Annotated in this window: 12 protein-coding genes; 7 read left to right on the top strand and 5 right to left on the bottom strand. The window is 71.3% G+C overall.

The window, feature by feature from the left end:
- Window positions 1-42: 42 nt before the first annotated feature.
- On the top strand, window positions 43-861 hold the full coding sequence (locus tag HZB25_10095) for a hypothetical protein (GenBank protein MBI5837585.1): 819 nt from the start codon (window positions 43-45) through the stop codon (window positions 859-861).
- A 47-nt stretch (window positions 862-908) separates the two neighbouring features.
- Here HZB25_10095 and HZB25_10090 read toward each other — a convergent pair whose 3' ends face one another.
- On the bottom strand, window positions 909-1,376 hold the full coding sequence (locus HZB25_10090; GenBank protein ID MBI5837584.1) for an ATP-binding protein: 468 nt from the start codon (window positions 1,374-1,376) through the stop codon (window positions 909-911).
- A 39-nt stretch (window positions 1,377-1,415) separates the two neighbouring features.
- Here HZB25_10090 and HZB25_10085 point away from each other — a divergent pair, with 39 nt between their 5' ends.
- The 5 genes from HZB25_10085 to HZB25_10065 all read left to right on the top strand — a co-directional run bounded on the left by HZB25_10085 (window position 1,416) and on the right by HZB25_10065 (window position 8,070).
- The gene (locus HZB25_10085) at window positions 1,416-2,366 is read left to right on the top strand and encodes a COX15/CtaA family protein (GenBank protein MBI5837583.1); all 951 of its coding nucleotides are present in this window, start codon (window positions 1,416-1,418) and stop codon (window positions 2,364-2,366) included.
- On the top strand, window positions 2,363-3,421 hold the full coding sequence (locus tag HZB25_10080; GenBank protein ID MBI5837582.1) for a protoheme IX farnesyltransferase: 1,059 nt from the start codon (window positions 2,363-2,365) through the stop codon (window positions 3,419-3,421). Before HZB25_10085 ends, HZB25_10080 begins: the two co-directional genes overlap by 4 nt.
- A gap of 71 nt (window positions 3,422-3,492) precedes the next feature.
- Window positions 3,493-4,731 (top strand): 6-bladed beta-propeller, encoded by a 1,239-nt coding sequence (locus HZB25_10075; protein MBI5837581.1) that lies wholly within the window; start codon window positions 3,493-3,495, stop codon window positions 4,729-4,731.
- Window positions 4,728-5,987, top strand: a complete 1,260-nt coding sequence (locus tag HZB25_10070) for an MFS transporter (GenBank protein ID MBI5837580.1) — start codon at window positions 4,728-4,730, stop codon at window positions 5,985-5,987. Before HZB25_10075 ends, HZB25_10070 begins: the two co-directional genes overlap by 4 nt.
- A gap of 166 nt (window positions 5,988-6,153) precedes the next feature.
- Window positions 6,154-8,070: a response regulator gene (locus HZB25_10065; protein MBI5837579.1), complete on the top strand. Its 1,917-nt coding sequence runs from the start codon at window positions 6,154-6,156 to the stop codon at window positions 8,068-8,070.
- Here HZB25_10065 and HZB25_10060 read toward each other — a convergent pair.
- Together HZB25_10060 and HZB25_10055 are read right to left on the bottom strand one after the other, a co-directional pair.
- Entirely contained in the window at window positions 8,056-10,461 is a 2,406-nt protein-coding gene (locus HZB25_10060) for a PAS domain S-box protein (protein ID MBI5837578.1), read from the bottom strand. The genes HZB25_10065 and HZB25_10060 overlap by 15 nt on opposite strands.
- Window positions 10,365-11,429 (bottom strand): hypothetical protein, encoded by a 1,065-nt coding sequence (locus tag HZB25_10055; GenBank protein ID MBI5837577.1) that lies wholly within the window; start codon window positions 11,427-11,429, stop codon window positions 10,365-10,367. The genes HZB25_10060 and HZB25_10055 overlap by 97 nt, the downstream gene beginning before the upstream one ends.
- A gap of 160 nt (window positions 11,430-11,589) precedes the next feature.
- Here HZB25_10055 and pepF point away from each other — a divergent pair, with 160 nt between their 5' ends.
- The gene (gene pepF, locus HZB25_10050; GenBank protein MBI5837576.1) at window positions 11,590-13,467 is read left to right on the top strand and encodes an oligoendopeptidase F; all 1,878 of its coding nucleotides are present in this window, start codon (window positions 11,590-11,592) and stop codon (window positions 13,465-13,467) included.
- A gap of 53 nt (window positions 13,468-13,520) precedes the next feature.
- Here pepF and HZB25_10045 read toward each other — a convergent pair whose 3' ends face one another.
- Window positions 13,521-15,881 (bottom strand): hypothetical protein, encoded by a 2,361-nt coding sequence (locus HZB25_10045; protein MBI5837575.1) that lies wholly within the window; start codon window positions 15,879-15,881, stop codon window positions 13,521-13,523.
- Entirely contained in the window at window positions 15,878-18,646 is a 2,769-nt protein-coding gene (locus tag HZB25_10040) for a hypothetical protein (GenBank protein MBI5837574.1), read from the bottom strand. The genes HZB25_10045 and HZB25_10040 overlap by 4 nt, the downstream gene beginning before the upstream one ends.
- Between the last annotated feature and the right edge of the window lie 177 nt (window positions 18,647-18,823).

The raw sequence follows: 18,823 nt of genomic DNA, 5'->3' as shown, positions 1-18,823 counted from the left end.
GCCGAGAGGGCACCGGCGACCGCGGTGCAGGAGCGGCCAGTCGTGTCGCGGATTCTCTCCGCCGACTCCATTCTCATAGCCACCTCGCCCACGCAAATGGTCAGTGTGACAGTAGTGGCGTCGTGGTCCGGTCATCACAAGCACTACACGTATACCTACGTCGTGACCAACGACAGCACAAGCCAGAATTCGCTGCATCTATTCTCCATTGCCCCGGTGCCTCGCCCCACGAGCTTCACCTCACCCCTCTACTGGGAGGGTACGTACGGTTATGACGGAGACACAGTCGCCTTCGCATGGGAACGGACCGGTGGACCAGACACGACGCTTCCAGAGCCCGACGCTGCCAACGTTGTCCCGAGTCCCTACAACTTACAACCCGGCAGCTCATTGACCTTCAGTATTGATAGCGATGCAGACCCAGGGCTGGTGAGCTTCTACGGCGAGGGCTTTGACACGCTGGAGGAGGGTGGTGATGAAGGGCCGGTGGCGAAGTCTGTATTCGAACAAGGCGTCACCGGTATCGTCGTAGGCCCCGGCGGCATCGTTGGGGTGGTCCCCCCGAATCAGGAGGCGGCACCGCGTGGATTGTCAGCCCCGCGGCCGAATCCGACGAGGTATGCTGCATCGATCGCCTTCGAACTCGTGCGCGAGAAGAGCACCGTGAGGCTACAAGTATTCGACATTGGCGGGCGAGCAATCAGGACGCTCCTGGATGGCGGGTGCGATCCAGGAGTTCATGCGGTAACGTGGAATGGCCTGGACGGGGTTGGGCATCCTGTTGCATCGGGCGTCTACTTCTTCAAGCTGTGGGTGGATGCCAAGCCGATGGGAGAGCGGCGACTGGTCGTGGTAAGATAGGTCGCCGCTGATGCGGGAGCAGCTCGAGCACTGCTCTGCCCCGGGTTTCATCGCCATTGATTACGCCCCAGTTGTCGCACCGCACTCTCTCCTGTTCCGCAGCAACGCCAGCGCGCCCACTGCGCGCGCCGCGCCGCCTCCACGCGGGCATGCACCACGCAGCTCGCCTCCCCGGGCTCCCGCGCCAACATCTCTCGCAACGGCACCGAAGGCACCGGCACCTCCAAATCAATCCGATCCAGGATCGGCCCAGTGATCGACGAGCGATAGCGCTCGACATCGAGCGGGGTACACCGACACGGCCTATCAGGATGAAGGAAAGTTCCACAGCGACATGGGTTCCGTGCCCCTCCGCCCCCCAACTTCCCCGGCGTCTCCCGGCAGGCAGCCGCATCTAACCCCTCAGAAGTCGCGATCCGACAAGGTGTTCCAGCGCAGGAGTGGGCTGTGGGCGGTGGCCCGGCCCGGCCCGGGATGCCCCTAATAAGTAACGTATTCTCAAAGACTTGGCCCATTCGAGCCCGGCTGGACCCCCGGCCCGGGCAGGAGTTCCGATGCTTTCGACGGCTTCACCGCTGCGGGGCGCGGCCGCCCTGTCCCTCGCCACCGCGGCACTCACGTTTCTCCTGGTGGTGCTCGGCAACCTGGTCCGCAACACCGACTCCGGCCTGTCCTACTTGAGCTGGCCGCTTTACAACGGGCGGCTCATTCCGGACCGTGAATTCCACGTGCTGATGGAGTTTTCGCACCGCGCGGTGGCGGGGGCACTCTCGGTGCTGCTGCTGGTGCTTGCCGTGGAGGTGTTCCGCCGCCGCGAGGCTCGCGCGCGGGTGGGCACGCTCACCGCGGCGGCGCTGGGACTGCTCGCGGTCCAGATCCTGTTGGGTGCGCTCACGGTGTGGAAGCTGCTCGCACCGGCGGTGGTGACCAGCCACCTGGCCACTGCGGTGCTGCTCTTCGCCACGGTGGTTGCGATCCATGTGCGGGCCCGGTGGGGCAGCGAACCGCGGCCGGCCGGGGCGCTGGCGGGCCAGCCCCGGGGCCTGCGCGGCACGATGGCGTTCGCCGCCTTCGCGGTGTACCTGCAGGTGATCCTCGGCGGGCTGGTCAGCACGCAGCACGCGGGGCTGGCGGCGCCCGACTTCCCCAAGCTGAACGGTGAGTGGTTCCCGCCCATGGTGGGGCTGGTCGCGGTGCAAGCCGTGCACCGGTTCGGAGCCTACGCCCTGACGCTCATCCTCCTGCTGGTCGCCTGGCGGGCCCACGGCTCGCCGCAGCGGGAGGTGCGCGCTGGCGCCCGCCTGGCAGTGGCCCTGGTCCTGGTGCAGGTCGTGCTCGGCGCGCTCAACGTGCTGTGGCGGATCCCCGCCTGGCTCTCGGCGCTGCACCTGGCCAACGCGGAGGCCATCCTGGCCACGTGCGTGGTCACGGCGCTGCGCGCCGCCCCGGCGGCAGCATCGGAGCCGGTGCGCGGGCACGCGAGCCGCGTGGCGGTGGCGCGATGAAGGGCACGCTTCCGGCGGTCTCGCAACGGTCGCCGGTTTCAACCGCATTGCCGGCTTCGACCGCATTGCCGGCTTCGACCGCATTGCCGGCTTCGACCGCGTTGCCGGTTTCGCCGGCCTCGCCCATTGCACCCGTCTCGCCGGGCCGTGTGGTGCCCGGCGTGCCGCGCGAGCAGGGCCTGGCGCGTACGGCGCTCGCCTACTTCGAGCTGACCAAGCCCCGCATCATGCTCCTCGTGCTCATCACCGGCGTGCCCGCCCTCCTGGCGGCGGCGCGCGGGATGCCGCGGCCGTCGGTCTTCTGGGGCGCGCTGCTGGGGACCGCGCTCGCCTCCGCCTCGGCCTCGGCGTTCAACCACTACTTCGACCGCGACATTGACGGGCTCATGGTGCGCACCGCGCGCCGCCCGCTGCCGGCGGGGACGCTGCCACCGCGCAGCGCGTGGATGTTCGGCCTGCTGCTGGCGGCGCTCTCGTGGGCGGTGCTGGCCACCTTCACCAACGTGCTGGCGGCGGCCATCGGGCTGGTGTCCATCTTCTACTACGCGGTGGTGTACACGGTGTGGCTCAAGCGCAGCACCCCGGAGAACATCGTGATCGGCGGGGGGGCGGGGGCGGCGGCGCCGCTGATCGCGTGGGCGGCCGTGACCGGGCACCTTTCCGCGGCCGCCGCGCTGCAGGCCTCGATCGTGTTCCTGTGGACGCCGCCGCACTTCTGGGCGCTGGCGTTGTACCGGAGCGCGGACTACCATGCGGCGGGTGTGCCGATGTTGCCGGTCACCCACGGCGGGCGGGTCACGCGCCGGCGCATCCTGCTCTATTCCCTGGCGCTCGTGCCGGTCACGCTGGGGCTGCAGCCGCTGGGTGCGGCCGGATGGCTGTACACGGTGCCGGCCGCGGTGCTGGGCCTGGAGTTCCTCAGGCGGGCGGAGAAGCTGCGCCGCAGCGGCGCGGAGCGCGACGCCGTGCGGCTGTTCCGCTACTCGATCCTGTACCTGTTCCTGATCTTCGTCTTCATGACCGCGGACGCCGCCCTGCGCGCCGCCAGGGGGTGAGCGGGACCTTCGGGCCCCGTGCTTCTCCTGCCCCGGGACGGAGCCTCGGGGCGTCACCCGGAGTGTGAATCATGACCCGACACCGTGCCCTCCCTTCGTGGCTCCTCCTGGTCCTGGCCGCCCTCCTGGCCTCCCCGCGCGCCTTCGCCGCGGCTCCGCCGCCGGACCTCTACGCGGGCCAGTGGGGCACCCCAGGCTCGGGCCCCTCGCAATTCAACAGCCCCAACGGCGTGGCGGTGGACGCCGCCGGGTTCGTGTACGTGACCGACTACGTCAACAACGTGGTGCAGAAGTTCACCCCTGCGGGGGCCTTCATCCGCCAGTGGGGGGGCGGCGGGACTGCATCGGGCCAGCTCAACGCGCCCTACGGCATCGCGGTGGACCACACCTTCAAGGTTTACGTCGTGGAGTATGGCAACAACCGGGTGTCGAAGTTCGACAGCTCGGGGGTGTTTCTGGGCAAGTGGGGCTCGCCGGGCCTGGGCAACGGCCAGTTCCAGAACCCCACCGGTGTGGCCGTGGACGACAGCGCCAACGTGTACGTGACCGAGCCCCGCCGGGTGCAGAAGTTCACCTACTCCGGTACATTCCTGGTCAAGTGGGGCGGCCCCGGAAGTGGGGACGGCCAGTTCATCAACGCCAACGGCATCGCCTGCTTCGACGGCAGGATCTACGTGGTGGACACCGGCAACAACCGCGTGCAACGGTTCTCCCGCACCGGCGCCTTCGAGCTGAAGTGGGGCGTGTCGGGCTCCGGGGACGGCCAGTTCACCCAGCCGGCCGGCTGCGCCGCCGACCGGGCGGGCACGGTGTACGTGACGGACACCAACAACCACCGCGTGGAGCGCTTCAACCCCAACGGCGTCTACCTGGGCCAGTTCGGGATCGCCGGCTCCGGGGACGGTCAGTTCAGCTATCCCTTCGGCGCCGCGGTCCATCGCGCGAACTACGAGGTCTACGTGGCCGACACCTTCAACTACCGGGTCCAGCGCTTCGTGCCCAACCCCGTCGCGGGCCTGGGCGACGGTCCGGCCCTGGCGGCGCGCCTCGTGAGCGCGCGCAACCCGGTGCGCGCCGCCACCACCCTCCGTTACTCCCTGCCCCGGGCGGGCGCGGCGCGGCTGGACATCCTCGACCCCGCGGGCCGCAGGGTGCGCACGCTGGAGAGCGGCACGCTGGGCGCCGGGGAGCATTCCACGGTGTGGGACCTGCGGGACGCCGCCGGCGCGCCGGTGCGCCCGGGCGCCTATTTCGCGCGTCTGGCCGGCGCGGGCGTGCTTCGCTCGGTGAAACTGGTGGTGGTCCGCTGACCGACGGCCCGCCCCGCATCCTCCGCGCCCTCCGCCACCGCAACTTCCGGCTCTTCGCGGCCGGCCAGCTGATCTCGCTGGTCGGCACGTGGATGCAGAGCGTCGCCCAGTCATGGCTCGTCTACAGCATGACCCACTCGGCGGTGCTGCTGGGCGTGCTCGGCTTCACCGGGCAGGTGCCCACGCTGCTGCTCGGGCCGCTGGCCGGGGTGGTGGCCGACCGCCATCACCGCTGGCGCATCATCGTGATCACCCAGGCGCTCTCGATGGCCTGCGCCCTGGCGTTGGCGGCCCTCACCCTGGGTGGGGTGGTGCGCGAGTGGCACATCTTCGCGCTGGTGCTGGCGCTGGGCTGCATCAACGCCTTCGACGTGCCCGCGCGACAGGCCTTCCTGGGCGAGATGGTGGGCCGCGAAGACCTCCCCAACGCCATCGCGCTCAACTCCTCGATGTTCAACGGCGCGCGCATGATCGGGCCGGCCATCGCCGGCATCGTGGTGGCCACGGTGGGCGAGGGGTGGTGCTTCCTGATCAACGGCGTTTCGTACGTGGCGGTGATTGCGGGCCTGCTGGCCATGCGGCTCGAGCCCTGGACCCCGCCCCGCGGCGAGCAGGGCGTGGCGGAACAGCTCCGCGAGGGCCTCCGCTACGTGCTGCGCAACGAGGCGCTGTGGCTGCCGCTGGGCCTCCTGGGGTTGGTGAGCCTCACCGCAATCCCCTACCTGGTCCTCATGCCCATCTTCGCCGACCAGGTGCTCCACGGGGGCGCCCGCGGGCTGGGGATCCTGATGTCCGGCGCCGGCCTGGGCGCGCTGGGGGCGGCGCTGGCCATGGCCCGGCGCGAGAACCTGCGCGGCATGGGCCTCACCATGGGCTGGGCCGTGGTGGGCATGGGAATCTCGCTGCTGGCTTTCAGCCTCTCGAAGTCCCTGTGGCTGTCCGCCGCGCTGCTGGTGCCGGTGGGCTTCTCCATGATGACCCAGATGGCCGCCACCAACACCTTCATCCAGAGCATGGTGCCGGACTTCATCCGCGGCCGGGTGATGAGCTTCTACCTGGTCATGCTGCTCGGCATGGCACCCTTCGGGAGCATGTTGATGGGCGGGCTGGCCCACGCGTTCGGAGCGCCCTTCGCGGTGCGCGTGGCGGCCGTCTGCGCGGCCGCGGCCGGGGCGCTGTTCCTCAGTCGCGTGGGGCGGTTCCGGGCGGCGGCGCAGCGGATGCGCGCCGAGACCGCCGCGGCGGGCCGCGCCTGAGCGGAACCCGGGAGCAAGCGAGCCGGCCCGGGGCCTTGAACTCGCAATTGACGGTGGTCTGGGGGGGGCAGAGAATACCGCGTAGAGGTTCCGGCCCCCCGCGTGGCGCTGCCCGGCACGGCGCGGGGGTTGGGCTATCCCCGGGTAACGGAAGGACGGCCACCCCATGCCCTCCACGCCCCCGGCGGACGCGGGTTTCTCGGGGCCCCGGAGTCGCGGCTTCCGCGGCCTGGGACGCGCCTGCTTCTGCGTGCTCGAGGCCGACGGGCGCATCCGTTGGTCGAGTGACTCCTTCGGGCGGTCCCGTGGCCGGCCTGCCGCCGAGCTTGCCGGCACCTCCCTTTTCGACCATTGCGCCTCCCCGGCCGACGCCGACGCGCTCCGCGGCGCGCTGACCGGCGGGGGCGCATCCGCATCGCCGTTCCTCCTGCGCCTTGCAGCCGTTCCACCCGCCCCGCCGGTGGAACTGGAGTGCGCCCTGCTGGGCAGCCCGCCGGCGCTGCTGGTCGGCTGGAGCACCGATGCCGCCCCCGCCCCGGAGGTGGATGCCCCCGAGGCCCTGCGCGTGGCGGAGGTGCGGCTGCAGGCGGTGCTGGACAACGCCCCGATCGGCATCTGGACCTGGGAGGACTGGAAGGTCACCTACTTCAGCCGGTCGTGGGCCGGGATGCTGGGCCGCGAGCAGCCGCCCGGGGCGGAGATCTCGCATTGGGCCGAGTTGCTGGTGCCCGAGGACCGCGAGCGGGTGGTGGGCGAATTCCGCGCCGCCGTGCGCGCCGGCAACAGCTACGAGGGCGAGGCCCGCCTGGCGCGCGCCGACGGCACGCGGCGCCACGTGTGGACGCGGGCGCTGCCGGTGCACGACCTGCACACCGGGCAGTTGTTCTACCAGGGCTTCACCGTGGACATCACCGAGCGGCGCGAGCTCGAAGAGCGGCTCCGGCAGGCCCAGCGGATGGAGGCGGTGGCCGAGCTCGCCGGCCGCGTGGCCCACGACTTCGGCACCCTGCTGGGGGCCATCAGCAGCCAGATCCAGATCATGCAGATGGGGACCGGGCCCGAGGATCCCCTGCAGCGCCAGCTCGACGAGATCACGCGGGCCGCCGACCACGCCGGCACGCTGATCCGCCAGCTGATGGCGGTGAGCCGCCGCCAGGGGCTCGAGCGCACGCCGCTGGACCTGAATCGCGTCATCGGGGACCTGCGCCGGCTGGTGCAGCGGGTGCTGGAGCCCAGTTCCCGCTTCGTGGCGGACCTGGCGCCCGAACTGCGCCGGGTGTACGCCGATCCGGGCCAGGTGGAACAGGTCCTGCTCAGCCTGTGGCTCAACGCGCGCGACGCCATGCCGGGAGGCGGCGACCTCACGGTCCGCACCCGCAACGTCGAGCTCGGCGCGGACTTCTGCCGCACGCGGCCTTCCATGAACCCGGGCTCCTACGTGGAGCTGACGGTGCGTGACACCGGCTCGGGCATGGACGCCGAAACCCGCGCCCGGCTCTTCGAGCCCTACTATTCCACCGGCAGCGAACGGGGCGGCCTGGGTCTGGCCATGGCCTACGGCTTCGTGCGCCAGCACGAGGGCTGGATTGACGTGGAGTCCACCCCCGGCGCGGGAACCACGGTGCGGGTGTACCTGGCCGCCATCGTGGAGCACATGGCGGTTTCCTCCGCGACGCCCGCGGCGCCGGTGCGCGGCGGCGACGAGACCATCCTGGTGGGGGAGGACGACCCGCTGACCCTTGGCTTCACCGAGAGCGCGCTCCAGGGAATGGGATACCGGGTGCTGAGCGGCGCGGACTCCGAGGAGGTGCTGCAGCTCTTCCGCGCGCATGCCGGCGAGATTGACCTGGTGGTGCTCGACGTGGTCATGCCCTCCCGCGGCGGGAGGGAGGTGGCGCGCGAGATCCGGCTCCTGGAGCCCCAGGCGCGCATCCTCTTCGTCAGCGGCTACCTGGTGGCGCCGGAGCAGGGCGCCGAGGGCTGGCCCCGCGGGGCGGGCTTCCTGGCCAAGCCGTTCTCGCCCACCGCGCTGGGCCGCAAGGTGCGCGAGGAGCTGGACCGCGAAGGTTCAGCTTCCGCCTGAGCCCGCGGGCGTTTCGGCGCGCGCGTCGAGGACCGCCCGCACCCGGGCCAGGAGGTCCCGCGGCATGTAGGGCTTCTGGAGGAAGGGCGTGTCGCCCGGCATCACGTAGTCCTGCCCCGCCAGCTCCTCGTTGAATCCGCTGGTGTAGAGGACCTGCATCCCGGGGAAGCGCGGGGTGAGTTCCCTCGCCACGTCCACGCCGCTCATCCCACCCGGCAGGACCACGTCCGTCAGCAGCAGCTGGGGGGCGACCGTCCATTCCGCCGCGCGCGCCAGCGCGGCCGGGCCGTCCGCCTCGGCGAACACCTGGTAGCCCGCCCCGCGCAGCACCTGCGCGGAGAGGTCGCGCAGCGCGCCCTCGTCCTCCACCAGCAGGATGGTCTCGGTCCCATGCGCCCCGCTCCCGGACACCGGCTCGGGCGCCGGAGCCGCCGGGGCTTCCAAGGTTGCGGGCAGGAACACGCGGAACGTGGTCCAGTGCCCCGGGTCGGTGTTCACGCGGATCCAGCCGCCGTGCTGCTGCACGATGCCGTGCACCGTGCTCAGCCCGAGCCCGGTGCCTTCGCCGGGGTCCTTGGTGGTGTAGAAGGGCTCGAAGATGTGGTCGAGCTCGCGCGGGTCGATGCCGCCACCGGTGTCCGACACCGCCAGCATCACGTGGCGCCCCGGCCGGCCCTCGGGCTGCCGCGCCAGGCCGGCTTCGTCCACCCCGACGTTGGCGGTCTCGATCACCAAGTCGCCGGCGCCGCGGATGGCGTCGCGCCCGTTCAGCACCAGGTTGACCAGGAGCTGCTCGATCATGTTGTGGTCGGCCATCACCGGCCAGGCGCCCTCCTCCAGGCGGGTGTGGATGCGCACGTTCTCGCGCACCAGGCGCGTCAGCATGCCGGTCAGGGAGCCCACCAGCGCATTGAGGTCCAGGGGGCGGGGGTGGATCACCTGCCGCCGGCTGAAGGTGAGCAGCTGGCGCGTCAGCGCCACCGCGCGCTCCGCGGCGGCGAGCACCTCTCCGACGTCGTGGTGCTCGCGCGTGCCCGGCTCCAGGGTTTCAAGAAACCCCTGGCTGTAGCCGCAGATCACCGTGAGCAGGTTGTTGAAGTCGTGGGCCACGCCGCCGGCGAGACGGCCCACCGCCTCCATCTTCTGGGCCTGCCGCAGCCGCTCCTCCAGCGCCTGGCGCTCGGTCAGGTCGGTGAGTGCGGCCACCACGCCCACGGTCTCACGCTGCGGGTCGCGCACGGGCGTGGCGCTGACCTGGACGTGGGCCACCGCCCCGTCGGGGCGCTCGAGCGCCAGCGGGACCTGGCGTTCGGCGTGGCCGGTGGCCAGCGCGCGAATCCACGGGGCCTCCCCAAGGGAGGCCGGCGACCCATCCGCGCGGACGATCCGGACGCGGGACAGGACGTCGGCGGGCCCCGCCACCTCCCCGCCCTGGATGGCCAGGAGCCGCTCGGCTTCGGGATTCAACCGGATCTCCGAGCCGTCGCGGCTGATGTAGATGAGTCCCTGCGCGGCCGCCGCGAAGATCTGGTCCAGGGTCTCGCGCTGGTGACCCAGCTCCGCCGCGTTCCGGGTCAGCTCGGCGTACAGGATCGAGTTGCGCAGCGCGAAAGCCACCACGTCGGCGGCCAGGCGCAGGTAGCGCACGTGGACCTCGTCGACGCTGTCCCCAGGGATGGCGAGGTGGAAGAAGCCCACCATCTCGCCGTGGGCCCGGAGCGGGATGGCCAGCACATTCCGCTGGTTCGCGGCCTTGAGCAGCTCGCGGGCCTGCGGGATCGGGTGCTCCTCGACCGGGAACGCGGTCGGCGCGGTGAGGGTGGCCAGCCTGCGCACGTAGGGGTGGTCCACCGGAAGGCGCGACCCGGTGAGGGTCGGGGGAGCGTCGAACCGCCGGGACGCCCGGACTACGAATTCTCCCCCCGGTCGCTCCTGGGCGTAGATCGCGCCGTAGCGGTACGGCAGGGAGAGCACGATGTCGTCGAGGGCGGCCTCGAGCACCGCGTCGCGGTCCAGGCTGGAGATCAGCCGCTCGGAGAGACGCCGCAGCGCATCCAGTTGCCGCCCCCGGGTCTCCAGCTCCTCCTGGGACTTCTGGCGCTCGCTCACGTCGCGGGAGAGCACCAGCACCGCGCCGCGCCCGCCCACGAGGACCGGGGTGACGGTGAGCTCGAATTCCCGGTACTCCCCGCCCTTCACGCGCCAGGAGAAGCGCGTCTCGGACGTCAGGCCGTGCAGCGCCGCGCGGGCCACCTCCTCGGCGGTGCTGCGGTCCCGGGGATCCAGCCGGGACATCACGTCGAGCCCCGAGAGCTCCTCCACGCTGAAGCCGGAGACCTCCGCGGCGTACGGGTTGGCGTAGAGCACCCGCATCCCCTCGTCGAGGACCACGATGGACTCGCGGGCCTGCTGGAGGATCTGGCGCTGCCAGGAGGCGTCGTGAGGGTCCAGCAGCGGGCCGCGCGAGGCGCGCGCCGGCGCCGCCGCGGGCTTCGCCGCCGGCCCCCGCCCCCGCAGGCACCCAGGACCAGCAGCGCCGCCGCCGCCGCAGGCAGGCTCCCGGCCGCTCCGAGAGGGGAGTGGGGCAGGGCGGCGGCCACGTAGGGCACCGCCCCGGTCGCGCCCGGGAAGGCGGGCAGCGCCAGCACTTCGTAACCGGCGGGGCCGGGAGCCGAGACGCGGAAGCGCACGCGCGGCGCGCGGGAGGCCTCCGCGCCCGCGTGCCGCAGACCCATCGAGATGCGTGATTCGAGGCTGTCGGCCTCCGGCAGCGCCCGGCCGGCCCACAGGACCTTTACCTGGGCCCGCGCTCCGACCCCCGCCGCCTCGATGAGGTGGGTGAGCACCAGCACCCCCGTCACCTCGCCGCCGCGGCGCAGGGAGGCGGCCAACGCCAGCACCGGGCGCCCGGATTCCTCCAGGCAGTCGGTCGCCGAGCCCGTTTCAATCGCCTGCCGGATCAGCCCCCGCGGCGGCGGCCCAAGGAGCCCCAGGGCCGGGGAGGTGACGGCCACGGGCAGCCCCCGGGGGTCGAAAACCGCCAGCGCCCCATCGCTGGGCCGCGGCAGGATCTCGTCCCGCGTGGCCCGGAGCAAGGAATCCAGCCCCGCCCCCGTGCCGCCCGCCGCCACCACCAACTCCGCCCGCGCCACCGCGCCGCCCACGCGGGCCGCCAGCCGGTCGGCCTCGGCCCGCAGGGCCGCCTGGGCCGACTCGGCGGTGTGCTGGAGCACCAGCTCGCGCTCCGAGGCGGCGGCGCGCTCGGCGGCACGCCACAAGAGGGCGCCGGCGGCGAGGGGGATGGCGGCGCCGAAAAGGAGGATGCCGGCGCGTAGCCAGGCGGACAGGGAGTACTTCATGCCCACCGATGCTAGCGGCCGAACCCCGCCCGTGCAACTCGCGTTGCGTTGACCGTCCGGGAGGGGCGCGCTAGGCTCCGTGAACCCCGGTGCACAGCGATCCCCGCCCGGCGCGCGACCTGCCCGCCCGGCCGCGTACCCACCCACATGGAAGGTCGCCATGAAACGAATCCTGGTTTCCGCCGTCCTCCTGGCTGTCCTGCTTCCCCTCCTGGCCGCCGCCCAGGGGGCCTCGAAGGTCCCGATGCGGTCCGAGATCGATCCTGCCCACAAGTGGCACCTCGAGGACATCTACCCGAATGACGAGGCCTGGGACGCGGGTTTCAGGCAGCTCGAGGCCATGCTGCCGCGGGTGGCGGCTCTCAAGGGCACGCTGGGCACGTCCGGGGCATCGCTGCTGGCGGGGCTGCGGATGCAGGATTCCCTGGGCATCCTCGGGTCGCGTCTGGGGGTGTACGCCTCCATGCGGCGCGACGAGGACACCCGCGTGCCCAAGTACCAGGGGATGGGCGACCGCATGAGCGGGCTGGGCTCGAAGCTGCGCGCGGCCACCGCGTACATGGACCCGGAAATCCTGGCCGTGGAACCCGCCAGGCTGGAGCAGTTCCTGTCCGATCCTTCGGCGACGAATCTGGCGGTCTACCGCCAGAAGCTGGCGGACCTGGAGCGCACCCGCGGGCACACGCTGTCCGAGGACCTGGAGCGACTGCTGGCACAGGCGGGCGAGATGTCGGGGGCCTCGGGTCAGATCTTCGGCGCGTTCAATGACGCGGACCTGAAGTACGGCAGCATCAAGGACGCCTCCGGCAAGGAGGTGGACGTCACCAAGGGGCGCTTCCTGGGGTTCCTGGAATCCCCCGACCGGCGCGTCCGCCGCGACGCATTCCGCGCCGTGAACGGCACCTATGCCTCCTTCAACAACACGCTGGGCGCGTGCATGAACGCCAACGTGAAGCGCGACATCTTCTATTCCCGCGCCCGGAAGTACGGGAGCGCGCTGGAGGCCTCGGTGGACCGGGGGAACATCCCGGTGGCGGTGTACCAGAACCTGGTCCGCACCGTGAACGCCAACCTGGCCCCGCTGCACCGCTACGCGGCGCTGCGCAAGAAGTGGATGCACCTGGACACCCTGAACGTGTATGACCTCTACACGCCGCTGGTGCCCGCCGCCAAGGTGGACGTGCCCTTCGCGCGGGCGCGCGAGGAGGTGCTGGCGGGCCTCAAGCCGCTCGGGGAGCAGTACCTGGCGGACTTCCGGAAGGGGCTCGACTCCGGCTGGATCGACGTGTACGAAAACCAGGGCAAGCGCAGCGGCGCCTACAGCAGCGGCACGCCCACGGTGCATCCCTACGTGCTGCTGAACTACAACAACACCCTGGAGGACGAGTTCACGCTGGCCCACGAGATGGGTCACTCGATGCATTCCTACTACACCTGGAAGACGCAGCCGTTCGCCTACTCGGGCTACTCCCTGTTCGTGGCGGAGGTGGCGTCCACCGGCAACGAGGCCATCCTCATCAATTACCTGCTGAAGCAGCCCATGGACCGGCAGCAGCGGCTGTTCCTGCTCAACCACTACCTGGAGCAGATCCGCACCACCTTCTACCGCCAGACGCTCTTCGCCGAGTTCGAGATGCGCACCCACGAGATGTCCGAGGCGGGCAAGCCGCTCACGGCCGAGGCGATGAACAAGTTGTACCGCGAACTGTTCCAGCGCTACTACGGCCCGGACCTGCACCTCGACCCGCTGGCGGACTACGAGTGGAGCCGGATCCCGCACTTCTACCGCAGCTTCTACGTGTACCAGTACGCCACCAGCTACGCCGCGGCCACGGCGCTCTCGGAGAAGGTCCTGAACGAGGGACAGCCCGCGGTGGACCGTTACCTGGGCTTCCTGAAGGCCGGCAGCAGCGAGTACCCGATCGAGGTGCTGAGGAAGGCCGGGGTCGACATGACCACGCCGGCGCCGATCGAGGCCACCTGCCGGCTCTTCGACCGGTTGCTCACGGAAATGGAACAGCTCTGGGACCAGAAGTAGGACCGGCACTCATGTCCGCCGGCGCCCGGCAGACATGGACGCCGGGCAGGCATTCACTCATGCCTGCCCGGCGTCTTTGAGGGCCTGCCGGGACACCCGCCGGGATGGATGTCCCAGCCCTTGGTGGACAGCAGCACGTCCGCGAGCCGGCGCACCTCCTCTCGGTGCATCAGCGCGAGGTCCACACCGAAGAAGTACAGCTCGAAGGGCGCGGACAGGGCGCCCGCGGTGGAGGACAGGCTGGTCCCCCGGTGGTACCAGCCGACCACGGTTCCGTCCAGGGGCACCGGGGGGGAGAGTCCCGCGATGCTGGCGGTGGCCTGTCGGCCCCGCGGCCGGTAGATGGCGATCGGCTGCCACGGCGAGGAATCGGGGCGGGCAGGCTGGTAGGACTGCGGCTGGCCGTCCAGGCACTCGTTGGCGCCGCTGTAGGGCAGGCTCTGGTAGCGCGTGTCGTAGCGCGTCAGGGGCATGGTGTCGTAGCGGCCGGCGTCGAAGGAGAGCATCGGGATTCGCGAGGGTTCCGTGCCCCGCGCGGTGGCGCGGCTAAAGGAGACCGGGTGCGGTTCAAGGGACTCCATCCGCGGGTCGCGCTCCGGATGGGTGTTCGGATTGACCGAGTTGTTCTGCGTCGGGAACAGCGTGCACGACCCGCGGATGCCCAGCAGGTCGTACACCAGGCTGCCGACCGAGGTTTCCCGGCCGGCGTTGACCGGGTAGGACGGCGTGCCGAGCGTCTCCAGCGCCTTGCCGAATCCGCCCCCGAAGCCCCACACGTGCCCGCCGGACTGCAGGTAGGCCACCAGGTTGTTGTAGCCGCCGCTGGCGGCGTACTGGTGGAGGATGTAATCGGTGGGGGCGAGCACCCGCCCCTGCGGGACGTACCATACGATCGCCCGGTAGCGCGCCAGTACCGAGTAGGGGATGTTGCGGAACAGATTGGGCCGGTTGACGATGAACGAGTCGGCCCCCGCCACCGGCCGGCAGCGCCCCGCGGGATCCTCCCGGGTGTCCAGGAAGGTGCGCCCCGACTCGAGGATGTCCCTCCAGAAGGCCACGTTCTCCTCGACCGTCATCGCCGTGCCCACGCCGGCGCCGCTGACCATGTCGGGGGAGTCCATGATATAGAGCACCGCGCGATCGAAGCGCGGCGCCACCACCTCCACCAGCACCGCGGCGATGGTGGTTGCGCCCGCCTCGTCCAGCGTCTTGATGAACAGCCTGTGCTGCCCGGGCGGGGTGCTCGACGGGAACACGAAGATCGTGGCCCGGGGATCCACCGGGCCCCATGCGAAGCCGCCCGGCTGCGTGATGACCGGCCGGTCGGCGGTGGGATCGTCGATGTCCAGCGCGTAGCTGTAGCCCAGGACCTGCCCGCCGTAGTCCGCAGCGCTCGCGGTCCATGACACCAGGAAGCCCGCGCCCGCCGGCACCTGCACGCTCAACGCCTGGTTGGGGTCGTAGCCCAGGAAGGACCGCGTGGCGGAGCCCGCCCGAACCGTCAGATTGGGTTTTGAGGTGCTGGCCTGCACGGTGAAGATGGACATGTTCACCCCCAGGCGCGCCGCGTTGGCCTGCAGGATGCGCACTTCCCCGGGCGGGTCCCGCTCCAGCGTGGGCAGGGGCTCCTCGGCGCCGGCCTCGTCCACCGCCCGCACGATGGCGCAGTAAGTGTGGCCCACCTCCAGGACCAGCGGCCAGCTGGTGGTGTCGCCCCCCACGCAGAAGCCGCGCGTGAGCAGGGTGATGCGGGCCATCTGGTCCACGTCCGACTGGAACAGGGCCACCGGCGGTGGCGTGATGTCGCGCACGAAGAGGTGGTAGCGCGCCGGTCGCCTGCCTTCAGTGGTTGCGTCCAGGTCCTCGCCGTCCCAGTGGAGGACGGTGCTGGGTCCCACCTTGGCCGGCCGGTTGATGCTGATGGGCGAGCGGATCACGGTGGTGGGCGCGATGTCGTAGGCGGTGAACATCCGCGCTTCCCAGGCCGACATCATCCCGGCGTCGTCCACGGCACGGACGAAGAAACCCTGCGCGCGGGCGAAGGTGAACTTGCGGCGTGAGCTGTCGCCGAGCGCCGCGTACGCGCTGTCGGCGCGGTAGCGCAGCCGCACCGAGCCGAGGCGGGTGACGCCCCAGCGGTCGCGCCGCTCCAGGGCGGTGTCCGCGGCGCTCGTGGCGTAGGCGTAGTGTTCGACGGCGCCGTCGGGATCGAATCCCGTCCAGCGGAAGCTCACGGTGTAGGGCGAGAGATCGGAGCCGTCGGGCGTGCCCAGCACCTCACCCTCGGTGATGCGCACCACGGGTGCGCGGTTGGGCAGCGCCACCCCCTCCAGCTGCCTTCCGCAGCCCGCCAGGGTGAGCACCCCGAGGGCCAGCGTGGCCGCCGCCACCCGCAGGCTCGCCGGCGCGATCACCGGATCACCGTGAACCGGCCGACGAAACTTCCCGACCCGGATTCGACCGCGTACACGTAGATGCCTCCGCGCACGTCCTGGCCGTTGCGGGAGACCAGGTTCCACTCCACCGTGCCGGAGCGCCGCGTGTCGGTCTCGTGAAAGCGCTGCACCAGGTCGCCCGCCGCGGTGTAGATGCTGAGCGTAAAGCGGCCGCAGGGCAGGTGGTTGAAGTTCACGTGCGTGCCCGTGGGGTCGTCGGAACTGGGCCGCAGGTCCCACGCGGCCCGGAATCGGTAGGGGTTGGGCACCACCTTCACGCCCCGCGGGTCGCCCGCGCAGTCGGTGCGCGCGCTCACCACCGTGGATTCCACCGCGGCCAGCGCCGTCTCCCCGCGTGATACCTTGCCCGCCTCGGGGCCCAGCATGTCGGAGCGGGTCTCGCTGTAGGCGGTGACCGCGTAGAAGTACCGGAATCCGTTGGCCACGTCGCGGTCCACGAAGTGGTAGTAGCCCACCGGGTGGGCGCGGCAGCCGGGCACCGGACACACCGCGGTGGAGTCGTAGCGATCCTCCGGAAACGCGGGATTGCGCGCCGAATCCAGGGGCGCCGCCTGGCCCACGGACCCCTCGGTGGCCCACCAGCCCACCAGCTGCCACAGGTCGGTGTTGGGCCCGATCACGCCCGTGGCGGCGTCGCGCTTCCATCCCGCGGCGCGGTACAACCTGTAACCCACGAAGTCCCGCATGCCGGTGACCGGGTTGGGCACCTGCTCGGCGAGGTCGTCCCACAGCACCTCGACACTCCGGTCGCCAGCCACGGTCCGCAGCCGGGGCAGGACCGGCGGGAGGCTCGCGTTCCAGGTCTCCTGGTCCACCAGGTGGTTGCCGGTGTAGTTCGCGCCCACCGGCGAGTCGCACGTGCCGGTGGCCATGTCGCAATCGAGGTCGAACCAGGTGCACTTGAACGGGTCGAGCCGGCGGTAGTTCACGCCGATCTCGTCGTTGACGTCGCGGCAGTCGAAGTACTCGATGGTGCGGCCCCGCTCACCCATCACGCACACCTCCCGGCCGCGCTGGCCCGCGTTCCGGTAGCTCAGGCTGGAGGGGTCCGAGCCAGGGTTGCGGCAGGAGGTCGAGGCGGAGGGCTGCTCGGGCGGGAAGTAGGTGATCTTGTTGTACTGCGTGTTGGCCTTGTAGCGGCCGCGCCGCACCTTCCAGGCCTCCTGGCAGGCCTCCAGCAGGCTCTGCGGGTGGGGATCGAACTCGGTCTTCGGGATGAGGTCGCCCATCTTGCGGCGGAACCCGGCGCGGTCGTCCCAGGTGCGGGGCATCGGCACCGACAGGTCGTAGTCGGCGCGTCCCACGCACACCGCGACGTCGAACTCGATACTGCTGTCGGCGGGCAGGGCCAGGAAAGGGCCGGTCGAGAACAGCGCCCGGTAGCTCCCGGTGGCGGTGGGGGCGGGGAAGGCACGCAGCTGGCGGGACGCCTCGGTCATCGCGTCCCAGCGCTCCGCGTCGGTGACCGGGCGCCCGCCCTGGTCATAGGGGATCGACGGGTAGAACAGCCGGAAGGAATTCACGCGGGTGGCCCGGGGGGCGATGCCATAGGTGTCCCCGCTCACGTCGTCGGGGGTGATCGCGGCCTTGAACCCCAGCCTCGGGTACTTCGTCGCGCCCAGCAGCACCAGCGCGCCGGCGCCGGGGGTGTCCCCGCCGTCGCCGTCGTCGTCGGCGCACCAGAAGACGTGCATCACCGAGTCGGCGTGCGAGGCGTGGATGATCGAAAGCGGCGCCCGCGCCACGGAGAACTGCGGCAGCAGGGAGGGCAGCTTGAACGAGGTGTCGGGAAGGCTGGCCCCGTCGGCGCCGATCTCGAGCCAGCCCACGTGGTCGTCGGAGGTGGCCGCGGTGCCCCCTCGGGGGCCGGCGGTGGGCCGCCAGTACATGCCCACGAAGACCGAGTCCAGGGCGTGCCCGCGGCCGTCCAGCACCCGCGTCACGTTGGTGATCTCGTAGTGCAGCCCCACGAAGTCGCTGGCCCCGGCGGTGGGCCAGGCGAACGAGGTGCGGCGCACGCGCAGGCCCAGCGGGACGTGCGTCTCGGTGTAGCTTCCGTCCTCCATCGCCTGCGGCGTGTGGTCGGTCATCTCGGTGGCGAACATGTCGGGGGAGACGGCGCCGAAGTCCTCGTCCACGCGCCCGTCGCCGTCGTCGTCGCTGCCGTTGAGGAAGTCCTCGTCCACGCGGGTGTCTGCGTCGTCATCCTCGCCGCGGCGCCCTCCGCGCATGCCGGCGTAGGCGTGGAGGGTCCGGGCGGATTCGGCCAGGTCCCCGCGCAACTCGTCGGAGTCGTCCACGCGGCGCGCGCCCTGGTCGTCCTTCGCGGCCACCCACAGGCTGGAGTAGTAGAGGTACTCGGCCTTCGATGGTCCCGGCCACTGCGCCCCCGGATCGCGGTTCAGGCCCCGGTCGAACCAGGCGTTGCCCGGGGAGAGATTGGTGTTGTCCACGTGGAGCCAGACGTTGCCCGCGGTGTGCAGCCCGCCGGTGCCGGCAGCCTGCTCGTAGACCTGGGGGGCGATCCCCACGGGGGGAGAACCCACCCCGCGCGGGCCCGGCGCGCGGCTGTCCGCGCCCGTCCCGCGGCCGGCCCGGCTCGCGAGGCGGACTTCCTCCGGGTCCAGCCCCGGCTGCGCGGCGCGCGCGGATGCCCCGCTCCAGCCGAGCCAGGTGAGGACGAGTGCGAGAGCGGAAAGGGTGCGGACCAGGGCTCGGGGCAACGGGTGATCTCCCGACAGAGTGGGTGCGGGCCAGGGCGGGAGAGGGGGTCCCACAAGTATGCCACATTCCGCGCCGTCCGGGAACGCGCACGCCACGCGCGCGCCACGCGCACGACCGGGCGTGCGACCGGGGGTGCGACCGGACGCGCCACCCGGGGGAGGCCCCCGGGTCGGTGC

It is taken from the genome of Candidatus Eisenbacteria bacterium, assembly GCA_016235265.1.
GTDB lineage: Bacteria > Eisenbacteria > RBG-16-71-46 > RBG-16-71-46 > JACRLI01 > JACRLI01.
Note: the sequence above shows the minus strand (reverse complement) of the source record. Positions and strands in the feature narration are given on the sequence as shown.